The sequence below is a fragment of the Rhodococcus sp. OK611 genome (assembly GCF_003050885.1).
In the GTDB taxonomy this organism is placed as follows: domain Bacteria; phylum Actinomycetota; class Actinomycetes; order Mycobacteriales; family Mycobacteriaceae; genus Rhodococcus_G; species Rhodococcus_G oryzae.
Window position 1 is genome coordinate 255,624 of sequence record NZ_QAOZ01000007.1, and the last position, 13,612, is coordinate 269,235.

The 13,612-nt window shown below is 69.8% G+C and carries 13 protein-coding genes and 1 rRNA gene; 8 read left to right on the top strand and 6 right to left on the bottom strand.

Features of this window, described 5'->3' with window-relative positions; all coding sequences use genetic code 11:
- The first annotated feature begins 17 nt into the window (after positions 1-17).
- The 3 genes from C8K38_RS11195 to C8K38_RS11205 are packed head-to-tail and all read left to right on the top strand — an operon-like array spanning position 18 to position 5,658.
- Positions 18-2,024 (top strand): alpha-1,4-glucan--maltose-1-phosphate maltosyltransferase, encoded by a 2,007-nt coding sequence (locus C8K38_RS11195; RefSeq protein WP_097211516.1) that lies wholly within the window; start codon positions 18-20, stop codon positions 2,022-2,024.
- Complete coding sequence (gene glgB, locus C8K38_RS11200) at positions 2,021-4,225, top strand: 1,4-alpha-glucan branching protein GlgB (RefSeq protein WP_097211517.1); 2,205 nt, start codon at positions 2,021-2,023, stop codon at positions 4,223-4,225. The genes C8K38_RS11195 and glgB overlap by 4 nt, the downstream gene beginning before the upstream one ends.
- Positions 4,225-5,658: a metallopeptidase gene (locus C8K38_RS11205; RefSeq protein ID WP_097211518.1), complete on the top strand. Its 1,434-nt coding sequence runs from the start codon at positions 4,225-4,227 to the stop codon at positions 5,656-5,658. Before glgB ends, C8K38_RS11205 begins: the two co-directional genes overlap by 1 nt.
- A gap of 69 nt (positions 5,659-5,727) precedes the next feature.
- Here C8K38_RS11205 and C8K38_RS11210 read toward each other — a convergent pair whose 3' ends face one another.
- From C8K38_RS11210 to C8K38_RS11220, 3 genes are all read right to left on the bottom strand, one after another.
- Positions 5,728-6,615, bottom strand: a complete 888-nt coding sequence (locus C8K38_RS11210; RefSeq protein ID WP_097211519.1) for a tetratricopeptide repeat protein — start codon at positions 6,613-6,615, stop codon at positions 5,728-5,730.
- Positions 6,616-6,698: 83 nt separating this feature from the next.
- Positions 6,699-7,061, bottom strand: a complete 363-nt coding sequence (locus C8K38_RS11215) for a DUF3817 domain-containing protein (RefSeq protein WP_097211520.1) — start codon at positions 7,059-7,061, stop codon at positions 6,699-6,701.
- 85 nt (positions 7,062-7,146) lie between these two features.
- Positions 7,147-8,340 carry an acetyl-CoA C-acetyltransferase gene (locus C8K38_RS11220; RefSeq protein ID WP_097211521.1) on the bottom strand — a complete coding sequence of 398 codons (1,194 nt, stop codon included), beginning with the start codon at positions 8,338-8,340 and terminating at the stop codon, positions 7,147-7,149.
- A 90-nt stretch (positions 8,341-8,430) separates the two neighbouring features.
- On the opposite strand from C8K38_RS11220, the gene mce reads away from it, so the two are divergent.
- Positions 8,431-8,910: a methylmalonyl-CoA epimerase gene (gene mce, locus C8K38_RS11225; protein WP_077042211.1), complete on the top strand. Its 480-nt coding sequence runs from the start codon at positions 8,431-8,433 to the stop codon at positions 8,908-8,910.
- 83 nt (positions 8,911-8,993) lie between these two features.
- On the top strand, positions 8,994-9,968 hold the full coding sequence (locus C8K38_RS11230) for a hypothetical protein (RefSeq protein WP_097211565.1): 975 nt from the start codon (positions 8,994-8,996) through the stop codon (positions 9,966-9,968).
- Here C8K38_RS11230 and C8K38_RS11235 read toward each other — a convergent pair.
- Both C8K38_RS11235 and nucS read right to left on the bottom strand, forming a co-directional pair.
- Positions 9,949-10,251 carry an ATP/GTP-binding protein gene (locus C8K38_RS11235; RefSeq protein ID WP_097211522.1) on the bottom strand — a complete coding sequence of 101 codons (303 nt, stop codon included), beginning with the start codon at positions 10,249-10,251 and terminating at the stop codon, positions 9,949-9,951. The genes C8K38_RS11230 and C8K38_RS11235 overlap by 20 nt on opposite strands.
- Positions 10,252-10,271: 20 nt before the next feature.
- Entirely contained in the window at positions 10,272-10,946 is a 675-nt protein-coding gene (nucS, locus tag C8K38_RS11240) for an endonuclease NucS (RefSeq protein ID WP_097211523.1), read from the bottom strand.
- A 93-nt stretch (positions 10,947-11,039) separates the two neighbouring features.
- Between nucS and C8K38_RS11245 the strand changes: the two genes are divergently transcribed.
- The 3 genes from C8K38_RS11245 to C8K38_RS11255 are packed head-to-tail and all read left to right on the top strand — an operon-like array spanning position 11,040 to position 13,351.
- Entirely contained in the window at positions 11,040-12,599 is a 1,560-nt protein-coding gene (locus C8K38_RS11245) for an adenylate/guanylate cyclase domain-containing protein (protein WP_097211524.1), read from the top strand.
- A 53-nt stretch (positions 12,600-12,652) separates the two neighbouring features.
- Complete coding sequence (locus tag C8K38_RS11250; RefSeq protein WP_097211525.1) at positions 12,653-13,015, top strand: MmcQ/YjbR family DNA-binding protein; 363 nt, start codon at positions 12,653-12,655, stop codon at positions 13,013-13,015.
- Between the two features lie 24 nt (positions 13,016-13,039).
- On the top strand, positions 13,040-13,351 hold the full coding sequence (locus C8K38_RS11255) for an antibiotic biosynthesis monooxygenase family protein (RefSeq protein ID WP_097211566.1): 312 nt from the start codon (positions 13,040-13,042) through the stop codon (positions 13,349-13,351).
- A 168-nt stretch (positions 13,352-13,519) separates the two neighbouring features.
- Here C8K38_RS11255 and rrf read toward each other — a convergent pair.
- A 5S ribosomal RNA gene (gene rrf, locus C8K38_RS11260) occupies positions 13,520-13,612 on the bottom strand; the annotation flags it as partial.

A 13,612-nucleotide genomic window follows, 5' to 3' on the forward strand; every position in this document is an offset into this window, starting at 1 on the left:
CCCGTAAGGTCTAATCCATGACCGGGCGGATAGGCATCGACGACGTCGCCCCCGAGATCTCGGGGGGACGCCACCCCGCGAAGGCGGTCGTCGGCGAGACCTTCCCGGTGTCGGCGACGGTGTGGCGCGAGGGGCACGACGCGGTTGCGGCGACCCTCGCCGTGCGCGGGCCGGAGTCGAACACCACCATTCGGATCCCGATGTCCCCCGGCCCGTTACCGGACACATTCGCGGCCGTGTTCACGCCCACGAGCGTCGGGGCGTGGAGCTTCCGGGTCGAGGGCTGGGGCGATCCGGTCTCCACCTGGCGGCACAATGTGGAGGCCAAGCTGTCGGTCGGTCAGGGCGCCGCCGATCTGGCCAACGATCTCGAGATCGGCGCCCGCCTGTTCGAGCGGGCCGCCAAGGCGGTGCCGCGCGGGGACCGCCCGCGATGCGCCGCGGTCGCCGACGCACTGCGCAGCGATCAGCAGCTACCCGCCCGGGTCGCTCCCGCCTTCGCGGCCGACATCGCCGAGCTGCTGCGGGCGTACCCGCTGCGGGACCTCGTCACCAAGGGCCGCACCATCCCGGTGTGGGTCGACCGCAAGCGCGCGCTCGTCGGCGCCTGGTACGAGTTCTTCCCCCGCTCGACCGGCGGCCGTGCCCCCGACGGCACGCCCAGGCACGGCACCTTCGCGACGGCGGCGGACGACCTCCCGCGCATCGCCGCGATGGGCTTCGACGTGGTCTACCTGCCCCCGATCCACCCGATCGGCCGGGTGAACCGCAAGGGCCCGAACAACTCGCTGACGCCGGGGCCCGACGATGTCGGATCGCCGTGGGCGATCGGCGCGGAGGAGGGCGGCCACGACGCCGTGCACCCCCGCCTCGGCACCATCAAGGACTTCAGGAACTTCGTCGCCAGGGCCCGCCGGCTGCGGCTCGAGGTCGCGCTCGACCTCGCCCTGCAGTGCGCGCCCGATCACCCGTGGGCGCAGCAGCATCCGGAGTGGTTCACGGTGTTGCCCGACGACACCATCGCCTACGCCGAGAACCCGCCGAAGAAGTACCAGGACATCTACCCGGTCAACTTCGACGACGACCCCGAGGGCATCTACGCCGAGGTGCTGCGGGTGGTGCGGTTCTGGATCAAGAACGGTGTCAAGATCTTTCGGGTCGACAATCCGCACACCAAGCCACCGGACTTCTGGGAGTGGCTGATCGCGGAGGTGAAGCGTTCCGATCCGGACGTGCTGTTCCTCTCCGAGGCCTTCACCCGGCCCGCCCGGATGTACGGCCTGGCCAAGCGCGGGTTCACCCAGTCCTACACCTACTTCACCTGGCGGGTGAACAAGCACGAACTCACCGAGTTCGGACTGGAGATCGCCGCCAAGGCCGACGAGGCCAGGCCCAACCTGTTCGTCAACACGCCGGACATCCTGCACGAGAGCCTGCAGCAGGGGGGCCCCGGCATGTTCGCGCTGCGCGCCGCGCTGGCCGCGACCCTGTCGCCGACCTGGGGCGTCTACTCCGGATACGAACTGTACGAACATGTTCCGCTGCGACCGGGCAGCGAGGAGTACCTCGACTCCGAGAAGTACGAGCTGCGCCCCCGCGACTTCGACGGCGCCCGCGCCCGCCGTGAGTCGCTGGAGCCCTGGCTGGCGACCCTGAACCGGATCCGCCGCGCCCACCCCGCGCTGCAACAGCTGCGCAACATCACCTTCCACCACACCGACAGCGACGCGCTGATCGCGTATTCGAAGTTCGACCCGACCACCGGCGACGCCGTGCTCACGATCGTGAACCTCAACCCGTACGGGGCGGAGCAGGGCACCATCTGGCTCGACATGCCCGCTCTCGGGCGCGACTGGCACGACCACCTGACCGTTCTCGACGAGGTCAGCGGCGAGCAGTACCACTGGGGCCAGGCCAATTTCATCCGACTCGAACCCTGGCGCGCGGTCGCCCACATCCTCGCGTTGCCCGCCGTTCCCTACCCCGCGCGGCTACCCCTCGCCCACCGCGCACCACGCACATGAGCGCGGATCGGGTCGCACAGGTCGCGGCGCCCCCACCCGCCGACCTCGCCCGGCTCGCCGAGGGAACCCACCACAACCCGCACGCCGTCCTCGGTGCGCACGCGCATCCCGGCGGCACCGTGATCCGGGCGCTGCGCCCCCACGCGGGCGAGGTGTCGGCCCGCATCGGGGGCGTCGACCACCCCCTGCAGCCGGTCTCCGACGGGTTGTTCAGCGCGGTCGTTCCCGTCAAGGACCTCATCGACTACCGGCTGGTGGTCGAGTATCCCGGCGGACACACCGTCGTCTCCGCGGACGGGTACCGGTTCCTGCCGACCCTCGGTGAACTCGACCTGCACCTGTTCGGCGAGGGCCGACACGAACGGCTGTGGGAGATCCTCGGCGCGCACCCGCGGAGGTACACGACCCCGGACGGGGAGGTGGCAGGCACCTCATTCGCGGTGTGGGCGCCCTCTGCGCGCGGCGTCACGGTGATCGGCGACTTCGACGGCTGGGGCGGGCAGACCGCGCCGATGCGCATGCTCGGGTCCAGCGGGGTCTGGGAGCTGTTCGTCCCCGGCGTCGGGCCAGGCGACCTGTACAAGTTCCGGGTGCACGGCAGCGACGGCTCCGTCCGGGAGAAGGCCGACCCGATGGCGTTCGCCACCGAGGTGCCGCCGCGCACGGCCTCCGTGGTCGGCGTGAGCACGCACCGGTGGGCCGACGCCGAATGGATGGCCGTCCGCGCGCGCACCGACCCGAACCTGGCCCCGATGAGCGTGTACGAGGTGCACCTGGGGTCCTGGCGGCCCGGCCTGAGCTATCTCGAACTCGCCGACCAGCTGTCCGCCTATGTCGTCGAGCAGGGCTTCACCCATGTCGAACTGCTCCCGGTGGCCGAGCACCCGTACGGCGGATCCTGGGGCTACCAGGTCACCTCCTACTACGCCCCGACCGCCCGCTTCGGCTCCCCTGACGACTTCCGGGCCTTCGTCGACCAGATGCACCTCGCAGGCGTCGGTGTGATCGTCGACTGGGTGCCCGCGCACTTCCCGAAGGACGACTGGGCGCTGGCCCGGTTCGACGGCGGCCCGCTCTACGAGCACGCCGATCCCCACCGTGGCGAGCAATTGGACTGGGGCACCTACGTCTTCGACTTCGGGCGGCGGGAGGTGCGCAATTTCCTCGTCGCCAACGCGCTGTTCTGGATCGAGGAGTTCCACATCGACGGGCTGCGCGTGGACGCGGTCGCCTCGATGCTCTACCTCGACTACTCGCGACCCGAGGGCGGCTGGACACCGAACATCCACGGTGGGCGGGAGAACCTGGAGGCCGTGGCGTTCCTGCAGGAGATGAACGCGACCGTGCACCGGCAGCACCGCGGCGTGGTCACCATCGCGGAGGAGTCCACCGCGTGGCCGGGCGTCACCCGCACCACCAACGTCGGCGGCCTCGGCTTCAGCATGAAGTGGAACATGGGCTGGATGCACGACACCCTCGGCTACCTCGGCCGGGACCCGGTGCACCGCAGCTTCCACCACCACGAGATCACGTTCTCGCTGATGTACGCCTGGAGCGAGTGCTACCTGCTGCCGATCAGCCACGACGAGGTGGTGCACGGCAAGGGCACGCTGTGGACCCGGATGCCGGGCGACGACTTCGCCAAGGCCGCCGGTCTGCGCACCCTGCTGGCCTACATGTGGTCGCACCCCGGCAAGCAGCTGCTGTTCATGGGGCAGGAATACGGCCAGCGCACCGAGTGGTCGGAGGAGCGCGGGCTCGACTGGCATCAGCTCGACGAGGGATTCGTCGGCGAGCTGCACCGCGGGATCCTGGCGCTGGTGCGCGATCTCAACGCCACCTACCGACGCCACCCGGCGCTGTGGACGCTCGACAACTCCCCCGGCGGCTATTCCTGGATCGACGCGAACGACACCGAGAACAACGTGCTCAGCTACCTGCGGTACGGGTCCGACGGGTCGATCGTGGCGTGCCTGTTCAACTTCTCCGGCTCGGCCCACTCGGAATACCGGGTCGGCCTGCCCGAGCCCGGCCGGTGGGTCGAGATCCTCAACACCGATGCCGACGCCTATCGCGGCGCCGGGATGGGTAACTTCGGAGCTGTGAGCGCCACCCTGCAGCCCTGGCACGGGCGACCCGCATCGGCGTCGGTCGCGCTGCCCAAGAACGGTGCCATCTGGCTGAGCCTGGAGCGTGGCTGATGCGCCGCCACCGATCCGTGCTCGCGGTCGCCTCGCTCGTCACCCTCGCCGCGCTCGTCGCGGGCTGCTCCGGGGCGATCGACGGACGCGCCGTGTCGATCTACGACAATCCCTTCACGGTGGCGGGGCTGCCCGCGACCTCCGGCCCCAGCGGCCCCCGCGAGGGTGTGCCCGACGCCCAGCTCCCGGTTCGCGGCGCGGACGGCTCGGCGGCCGACGTGCTGGCCACCAATGCCGTGGACGACATCGCGGCCTTCTGGCAGTCCGAGTACCCCCGGGTGTTCGGCGGCGACTTCAGGCCCGTCACCGACCTGCTCTCCTGGGACCCGGACGCGGATCGGGCGCAGGCCCCCACGTTCTGCGGCGACAACACCCACGGATTCGCCAACGCCGGCTACTGCACGCGCGACGGCTCCATCGGCTGGGACCGCACCGTGCTGCTGCCCTCGCTCATCGAGACCTTCGGCCCGATGTCCGTGGTGATGGTCATGGCCCACGAGTACGGGCACGCGGTCCAGTACGGCTCGGGGCTCGCTGGCGACGACGACCTGACGCTGGTGCTCGAGCAGCAGGCGGACTGCTTCGCCGGGGCCTACATGCGGCACGTCGCGCAGGGCGACTCCCGGCACTTCACCCTCAACACCTCCGACGGGCTCAACTCGGTGATGGCGGCGATGGTCGCGGTGCGCGACAGCGACCCGAACGACCCGGAATCGGTGCACGGCTCGGCATTCGAGCGGATCACCGCGTTCCAGATCGGCTTCACGGACGGCGCCAAGTCCTGCACGAAGATCGACGAGACCGACGTGCTGTCGCGGCAGGCCGAGCTGCCCCAGCAGTTCACCACCGAGAGTGACACCGGCGAGATGCCGGTCACCGAGGAGTCCGTGCAGCTGACGGTGGACTCGCTGCAGGCGCTGTTCGACCTGCCGCAGAAGCCGGCCGTCGACTTCGCGGGGGCGGACACCGGGTGTCCGGACGCGGAGACCACGCAACCGGTCTCCTACTGCCCGGCGACGAACACGATCGGCGTCTCGATGCCCGAGCTGGTCGAGCGCGGCACCCCGAACCCGGAGTCGGGTGACGAGTTCGACGCCGACGTGCGCGGCGACTTCGGCGCCTATGTCCTGGTGGCCTCGCGCTTCACGCTGGCCGCGCAGGCGCATGCCGAGAAGTCGCTGACCGAGGCCAAGACCGCGGTGCGGGCGGCCTGCCTGTCCGGCGCGTGGACCGCGGCGACCGCCGTGGGCGAGGCGGGTGGGCTGACCCTGTCCCCCGGCGACCTCGACGAGGCGGTGTCCGGGCTGCTGAACGACGGGCTGATGGCCAGCGACGTGAACGGAAACACCGTGCCGAGCGGGTTCGCCCGGGTGGACGCCTTCCGCTCGGGAGTCCTCGGCGGCGAACAGGCCTGCGAGAACCGATACGGGTGAAGCGGCTCGGCCGTCTGTGCGCGAGTCTCACCCTGATCGGGGTGAGACTCGCGCACAGGCGCGGAGTGCCTAGTAGAGGGCGGACGCGAGCTTGCGACGAGCGGCGATGACGATCGGATCGGCGGGGTCGAACAGCTCGAACAGCTCGAGCAGTCGGGTCCGAGCGGAGTTCCGGTCGTCGCCCGCGGTGCGGCGGATCGTCTCGATGAGACGGGCGAAGGCCGCCTCGGGCTGCTGGCTGTAGAGCTCCATGTCGGCCGCGTCGAGCTGGGCGGCCACGTCGGCGGGCTCGGCGTCGGCCCGCGCGACGGCGTCGGGGTCGAGGTCCTGCACGCGGGCGATGAACCGGACCTGCCGGATCGCACCGAGCGCCTGCACGTTCGCGGGCTCCTCGTCGAGGATCACCTGATATGCGGCCTCGGCGCCTGCCAGGTCACCCTCGCTCAGTGCGGTCTCCGCCGCGACTAACCGCGGATCCTCGGGCTCCTCCTGCTCGCCCTCACCCTCGGACTGCGGCGGGCCGGAGAGCTTGCCCGCGGTCGCCTGCAGCACGGCGTCGATCCACTGTCCGAGTTGCGGCTCATCGCCGTCGAAGTCCGCAAGCGGACGTCCGGCCGCGACCGCGACGACGGCGGGCAGCGCCTGCACGCCGAACGCCTGCGCGATCCGGGGATCGCTGTCGACGTTCACCCGGGCGAGCACCCACGACCCGTTGCCCGCCGCGGCGAGCGAGTCCAGGGCCGGGGAGAACACCGCGCTGGCAGGCATCGATGCCGCGTACAGCTCGACGACGACGGGAACCTGGGTCGAGCGGGCGAGCACCTCGGCCTCGAAATTGGCCTCGGTCACCTCGACGACCGCCGCGGACGCGGCACTCACGCCGTTCGCGGTCGGCGGGCCTGCGGGCGCGGCCTGCGCTCGTTCCTTGAGGGCGGACAGATCCACCGCGCCGGTCATGGCGGCGGCCGCCGCGGCCGATGGACGTGAGGGTGGGCGGGAACCGGGTCGAGTCACATGTTCAGTTTGTCACGATCGACGGCTCAGCTCAGCGCGGGTGCCGGTTCCTTGGCGCTCTCGGCCGAGAGCTCGGCGAGACGGCCGGTGCGCACGGCGCATGCCTCGAACACGATCGTGCCGAACGGCGGGACGCTCGCGACCAGCGCCAAGAACGTGGTGACCAGCGACCACGAGAGCTTCTTCGCCGTGACGATGGCCACCAGGACGTACAGCACGAACACCGCACCGTGGATCGGCCCGAAGACCTTCACGCCGATCTCGTTGCCGTCTGCGGGCAGGTACTTGAAGGCCATGCCGATCAGCAGGCCGAGCCAGGTGATCGCCTCCAGGACCGCCACGAAACGGAAGCGCTTGGCCCACGTGCTGAGATCGAAGATGTTCGCCATGGGCCCCATTGTGCCCGACGCACTACGACGCCCCGTAGTTGAGGCCGTCCACCTCGACCACGGGGCGTCGCGGCGCCGCCCTCGGCTACTGCTTGGGAACCCGGATGATCAGGGCGTCACCCTGACCGCCGCCGCCGCACAGCGCGGCCGCACCGACGCCACCGCCGCGACGGCCCAGCTCGAGCGCCAGGTGCAGCGCGATCCGCGCGCCCGACATCCCCAGCGGATGCCCGATCGCGATCGCCCCACCGTTCACGTTGACCTTCGACTCGTCGAGTCCCAGTTCCTTGGTCGAGGCGATGCCGACGGCGGCGAACGCCTCGTTGATCTCCACCAGGTCCAGATCCTTCGGGTCGATGCCCTCACGCTCGCAGGCCTTCGCGATCGCGCGCGCCGGCTGCGACTGGAGCGTCGAGTCGGGGCCGGCCACCACACCGTGCGCGCCGATCTCGGCGATCCAGCTCAGGCCCAGCTCCTGCGCTTTGGCCTTGCTCATCACCACCACCGCGGCGGCGCCGTCGGAGATCTGCGAGGCCGAGCCCGCGGTGACGGTGCCGTCCTTGCTGAACGCGGGTCGCAGCGTGCCCAGCGATTCGACGGTGGTGTCGGCGCGGATGCCCTCGTCCTCGGCGAACACGACCGGCTCGCCCCTGCGCTGCGGGATCGACACGGGCACGACCTCCGCCTCGAAGAGCCCGTCCTTCCAGGCCCGCGCCGCGTTCTGGTGCGACGCGGCCGCGAAGGCGTCCTGCGCCTGACGGCTGATCAGCTGGTCGTCGGCCTGGTTGCGCTGCTCGGTCAGGTTGCCCATCGGCTGGTCGGTGAAGATGTCGTGCAGGCCGTCGTAGGCCATGTGGTCGCGCAGGGTCACATCGCCGTACTTGAAGCCCTCACGGCTCTTCTCCAGCATGTGCGGCGCCCGCGACATGGACTCCTGACCGCCCGCGACCACGACGTCGAACTCCCCTGCCCGGATCAGCTGGTCGGCCAGCGCGATCGCGTCGACACCCGAGAGACACACCTTGTTGATCGACAGGGCGGGCACATCCATCGGGATGCCCGCCGCGACGGCCGCCTGGCGTGCGGGCATCTGACCGGCGCCCGCGGTCAGCACCTGGCCCATGATCACGTACTCGACGGCCTCGGGCGCCACGCCCGCCTTCTCCAGTGCACCCTTGATCGCGATTCCACCCAGATCTGACCCCGAGAAATCCTTGAGCGAGCCGAGCAAACGGCCAACCGGGGTCCGCGCTCCGGCGACGATGACTGAACTGCTCACGGCTTCCTCCAACGATCAACACGGGTGGTCAGCGACCAAAAGTCACATCCCAAAGAGAACTACAAAGACGGTAGCGCTACCGTCATCGACATGACGAACTCCGCCCCCAACGCCGCCGCGTCCGTACTCGCTTCCGACCTGGTGACGGCCATCGACCACGTCGGCATCGCGGTGCCCGATCTCGACGCCGCCATCGCCTGGTACGGCGAGCACCTCGGCCTCGTGTCCACGCACGAAGAGGTCAACGAGGAGCAGGGCGTGCGCGAGGCCATGCTGTCCGTGCCCGGCAGCCCGGCAGGCGCCACCGCGATCCAGCTGCTCGCCCCGCTCAACGACGACTCGACCATCGCCAAGTTCATCGCCCGCAGCGGCCCCGGCCTGCAGCAGCTCGCCTACCGGGTCAGCGACCTCGACGCGATCTCCGAGCGCCTGCGCGCGGGCGGCGTCCGGCTGCTCTACGATGCCCCTCGCCGCGGCACCGCGGACTCGCGGATCAACTTCCTGCACCCCAAGGATGCGGGCGGCGTGCTGGTCGAGCTGGTCGAGCCGGCCGCGGACCCGGCACACTGATACTGCGCCACCCCCTTTTCAGCACAGTGGTTCGCCCGAGCGCATAGACCACATCACCACCGGAGCGACGGTAAGTTATGACCATGCCCAACGAGATCCAATTGCCCTTCAACATCGTGCGGAAGGGCTACGACCGCGACGAGGTACGCAACTACTTCGAGCGCTTCGACGCGGAACTCCGGGTCACCGCGACCGATCGTGATGCGGCGGCGGCGCAAGCCCGGGACCTCGCCCAGCAGTTGGAGGACGCCCGCGACGAGATCGACGACCTGCGCAAGGACGTCGACCGCCTGTCCGTTCCGCCGACGACCGCGGAGGGCATGAGCGAGCGCATCTCCCGGATGCTCCGCCTCGCCTCCGATGAGGCCTCGGAAGTACGGGCCACGGCCCAGTCCGAAGCCGCCGAGTTGGTGTCCATCGCCGAGCAGGACGGCGCCGCGCTGCGCGGCAAGTACGAGGGCCTGCTCGCCGAGCTCGAGGATCGCAGGAACGCCATGGAGGTCGAGCACACGCAGACCATGGCGACCGCGCGCACCGAGGCCGCCCGTCTCGTCGAGAAGGCGCAGTCCGAGGTCGCTCACCTCCAGACCGAGTCCGAGGCGCGACGCAACGAGGTCCAGCAGGACTTCGAGATCACCATGAGCGAGCGCCGCACCAAGGTCGTCAGCGCGGTCAACGAGCTCGAGGCCACCAGCAAGGCCGAGGCCGAGCGCAGGCTCACGGACGCCACCAACGAGGCCCGAAGGCGACTGCAGACCGCGACCGAGCAGGCCGAGAAGCGGATCGCCCACGCGAAGGAGCTCGCCGAGGAGCTTCGCGTGCTCCGCGGCCGGGTCCTGGCTCAGCTCCTGGGAATTCGGGGACAGCTCGATTCGGTGCCCGCCATGCTCGCCTCCGTCAACCGCGAGGGCGAACTGCTCGACGGCGTCGGCGACTCCGCCGCACGGAACACCCCGGCCGAGAACGAGGACACCGACGTAGACGACGCACCCGAGGCGTCGGAGAAGTCGGAGAAGTCGGAGAAGTCCGAGGAGTCGGTCAAGACCAACGTCGGGTGATCCCCCGCGACCCGCGCCCGTTCCAGCACCCGGTGTGCCAGTGCCTGCGTTCCTCGGCCCCGCCGAGTTCGTCCGCAGGCCAGGCCACCAGGTGCGGGACACCGGGCCGGATCTCGTGATCACAGCCGGGGCAGCGATAGGTCTTGGTGGCGCGCGACCCCGGCACCGGGCGCACCAGATACCGCTCGTCGTCGTATCCCGCAGGCCCCGAATCGATCCGCGACTCCCTGCCGCCGGCCGGCGCCGGCCGCTCGGTCCGGTGTCGCTGATTCCGTCTGGGCATGACTACAGCCTAGGTTTCGATCAGAACAGCCGGAACTCGGTGCTCTCGGTCCCCCGCAGTTTGTCGTAATCGAGTGTCAGGCAGCGGATCCCGCGATCCTCGGCGAGGGTCCGCGCCTGGGGCTTGATCTGCTGCGCGGCGAACACCCCGGTCACGGGTGCGAGCAGCGGATCGCGGTTCATCAGTTCCAGGTAGCGGGTCAGCTGTTCGACGCCGTCGATCTCGCCGCGGCGCTTGATCTCCACGGCGACCGACGCACCGTCCGCGTCCCGCACGAGTAGGTCCACCGGGCCGATCGCCGTCATGTACTCACGCCGCACCAGGGTGTAGCCGGGGCCGAGGGTCTCAACGTGCTCGGCCAGCAGTTCCTGCAGGTGCGCCTCGACCCCGTCCTTGATCAGGCCCGGGTCGACGCCGAGTTCGTGCGAGGAGTCGTGCTCGACCTCGTGGATCGTGATCCGCAGCTCCTCGCCGGCCTTGTTGGTCACGACCCACAGCTGGGTGCCCTCCTCGCCGTCGTTCTCGACGAGCCAGCACGGCGGGCTCATCCAGTTCAGCGGCTTGTACGCACGGTCGTCCGCATGGATGCTCACCGAACCGTCGGATTTGACCAGCAGGAGCCTGCGCGCCTTCGGCAGGTGTGCAGTGAGTCGTCCGACGTAGTCGACATGGCAGCTGGCAATCACGAGGCGCACTCGGAACACCCTAGAGCACCCATCGGTGCGCGCCGGTGACCCGCCACGCCACGCCGGGTCACCGGGTGGTCAACCCATTACGCTGGAGCGACCATGCCGCTCCCGTTCCGCTCGATCGCGCCGCTGGGCTCGCGGCTGCTCGGCGCCCCGGACGAGAGCGCGCGCCATCGCAGGATCCGCGTCCAGGTGCTGCTGACCGCAAGCCTGGTGCTGTCCAACCTGATCGGTGCGCTCGTGGTCGGCGCCCTGATCACCGTGGTCGTGCCCGGCCCGAGCCTCTACGACCTCGACTACCTGGTCGTCAACGCGGTGATCGGGCCGGTCTACATCACCCTGGCCGTCGCGGTCGGGGTGCTGTGGGGCACCCTCCGCGCGACGAGGGACCTGCGGTGGGCCATCGAGGACCGGGAACCGACCCGGGAGGAGGCCGCGGCGGCGCTCGCGATGCCGTGGCGCCTGACCCGGATGCAGGCCCTGCTCTGGTCCATCGGTCTCGTCCTCTTCACGCTCAGCTACGGGCTCATCGAACCGGACTCCATCCCCAAGGTCGCCTTCACCATCGTCATGGGCGGGGTCACGGTCTGTGCATTCAGCTATCTGCTCAGCGAGTTCTCGCTGCGGCCCGCGGCGGCGCGGGCCCTCGAGGCGGGCGACCCGCGCCGGGTGCGCATCGCGGGCGTGACCGGCCGCAACCTGCTGGCCTGGACCCTGGGCACCGGGGTGCCGGTGGCCGGCCTGATGCTGATCGCGGTCTTCAGCTTCATCCGCCCGGAGCACGTTGACGTGCACAAGCTGGCGGTCTCCATCCTCGCGCTCGGCGCCATCACCCTGATCTTCGGGCTGGCGCTGACCCTGCTCGGGGTGGGCGCCACAGTCGCGCCCATCCGCGCGGTCCGGGCCGCCATGGTGCGGGTCGAACACGGCGAGCTCGACACGCAGGTGGTGGTCTACGACGGCACCGAGCTCGGCGAGCTGCAGAGCGGCTTCAACCGGATGGCGGAGGGCCTGCGCGAACGCGAGCGGATCCAGGAGCTCTTCGGCAGGCACGTGGGACACGAGGTGGCCGAGGCTGCCATCAAGCGCAATCCGGAGCTCGGCGGCGAGGAGCGCGAGATCGCGGTGTTCTTCATCGACCTGGTCGGCTCCACCGAGCTCGCGGCATCCCGGCCGCCGAAGGAGGTCGTCGACCTGCTCAACCGCTTCTTCGATGTCGTGGTCGACGAGGTGGACCGGCACGGGGGCCTGATCAACAAGTTCGAGGGCGACGCCGCGCTCGCGATCTTCGGGGCGCCCGTCGAGATCCAGGACCCCGCGGGCAGCGCGCTCGCCGCCGCCCGCGCGATCCGGTCCCGGCTCATCGTCGAGGTGCCGGACTGCAGCGCCGCGATCGGCGTCGCGGCTGGCACCGCCGTCGCGGGAAACATCGGCGCCCGCAAGCGTTTCGAGTACACGGTCATCGGGGATCCGGTGAACGAGGCGGCCCGGCTGTCCGAGCTGGCCAAGACGATCGACGGCGCGCTCGTCGCCTCCGATCGCGCCGTCCAGAGGGCCGGGACCGACGAGTCCCGGCACTGGGAGCTCGGCGACTCCGTGATCCTCCGCGGGCGCAATGTCGCCACCTGCCTGGCCACCCCCGCCCGCCAAGCGCCGTAGCGAGGCTCCCCCGCCCGCGCTCGACTGTCGGCGGGCTCTGGTACATGTGGGGCATGGGTGTGACTGTCGACGAGTTCCTGACAATGCTGGACACGCTGCCCGAGACCGAGCAGAGCGGCGGGGGCGGCGGCAGCTGGGTTTCGCTCAAGGTCAACGGCAAGGGCTTCGGCTATGTCTGGGAGAAGACGGAGACGGTGGGGCTCAAGACGACGCTCGACGAGCAGATCGCGCTGGTGTCCGAGCGCCCCGACGTCTTCGAGGTCCAGTTCACCACCAACCAGTTCGGGTGGGTCGTGGTGCAGCTGGCGAAGATCGAACCCGACGAGCTGCTGGAACTGGTCACCGAGGCCTGGTGCCTGACCGCACCCAAGAGTCTCGTCGAAGCACACGAATTCGGAAGTCTCTACGACGACTAGCCACGCACCTGCGAGGATGCGGTGGTGATCCTCGAACATGCCCTCCTGCAGGTGAAGTCCGGTCGCAGCGCCGAATTCGAGGCCGCCTTCGGTCGGGCCGAGCAGATCATCGCCAGCATGGCCGGGTTCCGCACGCTGTCGCTCTCACGCTGCCTGGAACGTCCCGGCACGTACCTGCTGCTGGTCGAGTGGGACAGCCTGGAAGACCACGTCGAGGGCTTCAGGAAGTCGCCGCAGTACGCGCAGTGGCGCTCGCTGCTGCACGACTTCTACGACCCCTTCCCGACCGTCGAGCACTACGAGCAGGTCGACTTCGCCGATCCCACCACCAGCTGACGTCGAGTGTGCAGTTGTTGGGGCATCGCCCGAGTAGAGGTGTTGGTAGGTGCACACTCGGCCGGGCCGCGGTGGTGTGCCGGGTGCATTTGTTCGTGCCCCAGATATGCGAAATGCCTCGCATCGCAGTCTCTTTCGAGTCTGTGATGCGAGGCATTCGCAATTTATGTTCGGCGGTGTCCTACTCTCCCACACCCTGTCGAGTGCAGTACCATCGGCGCTGGAGGGCTTAGCTTCCGGGTTCGGAATGGGGCCGGGCGT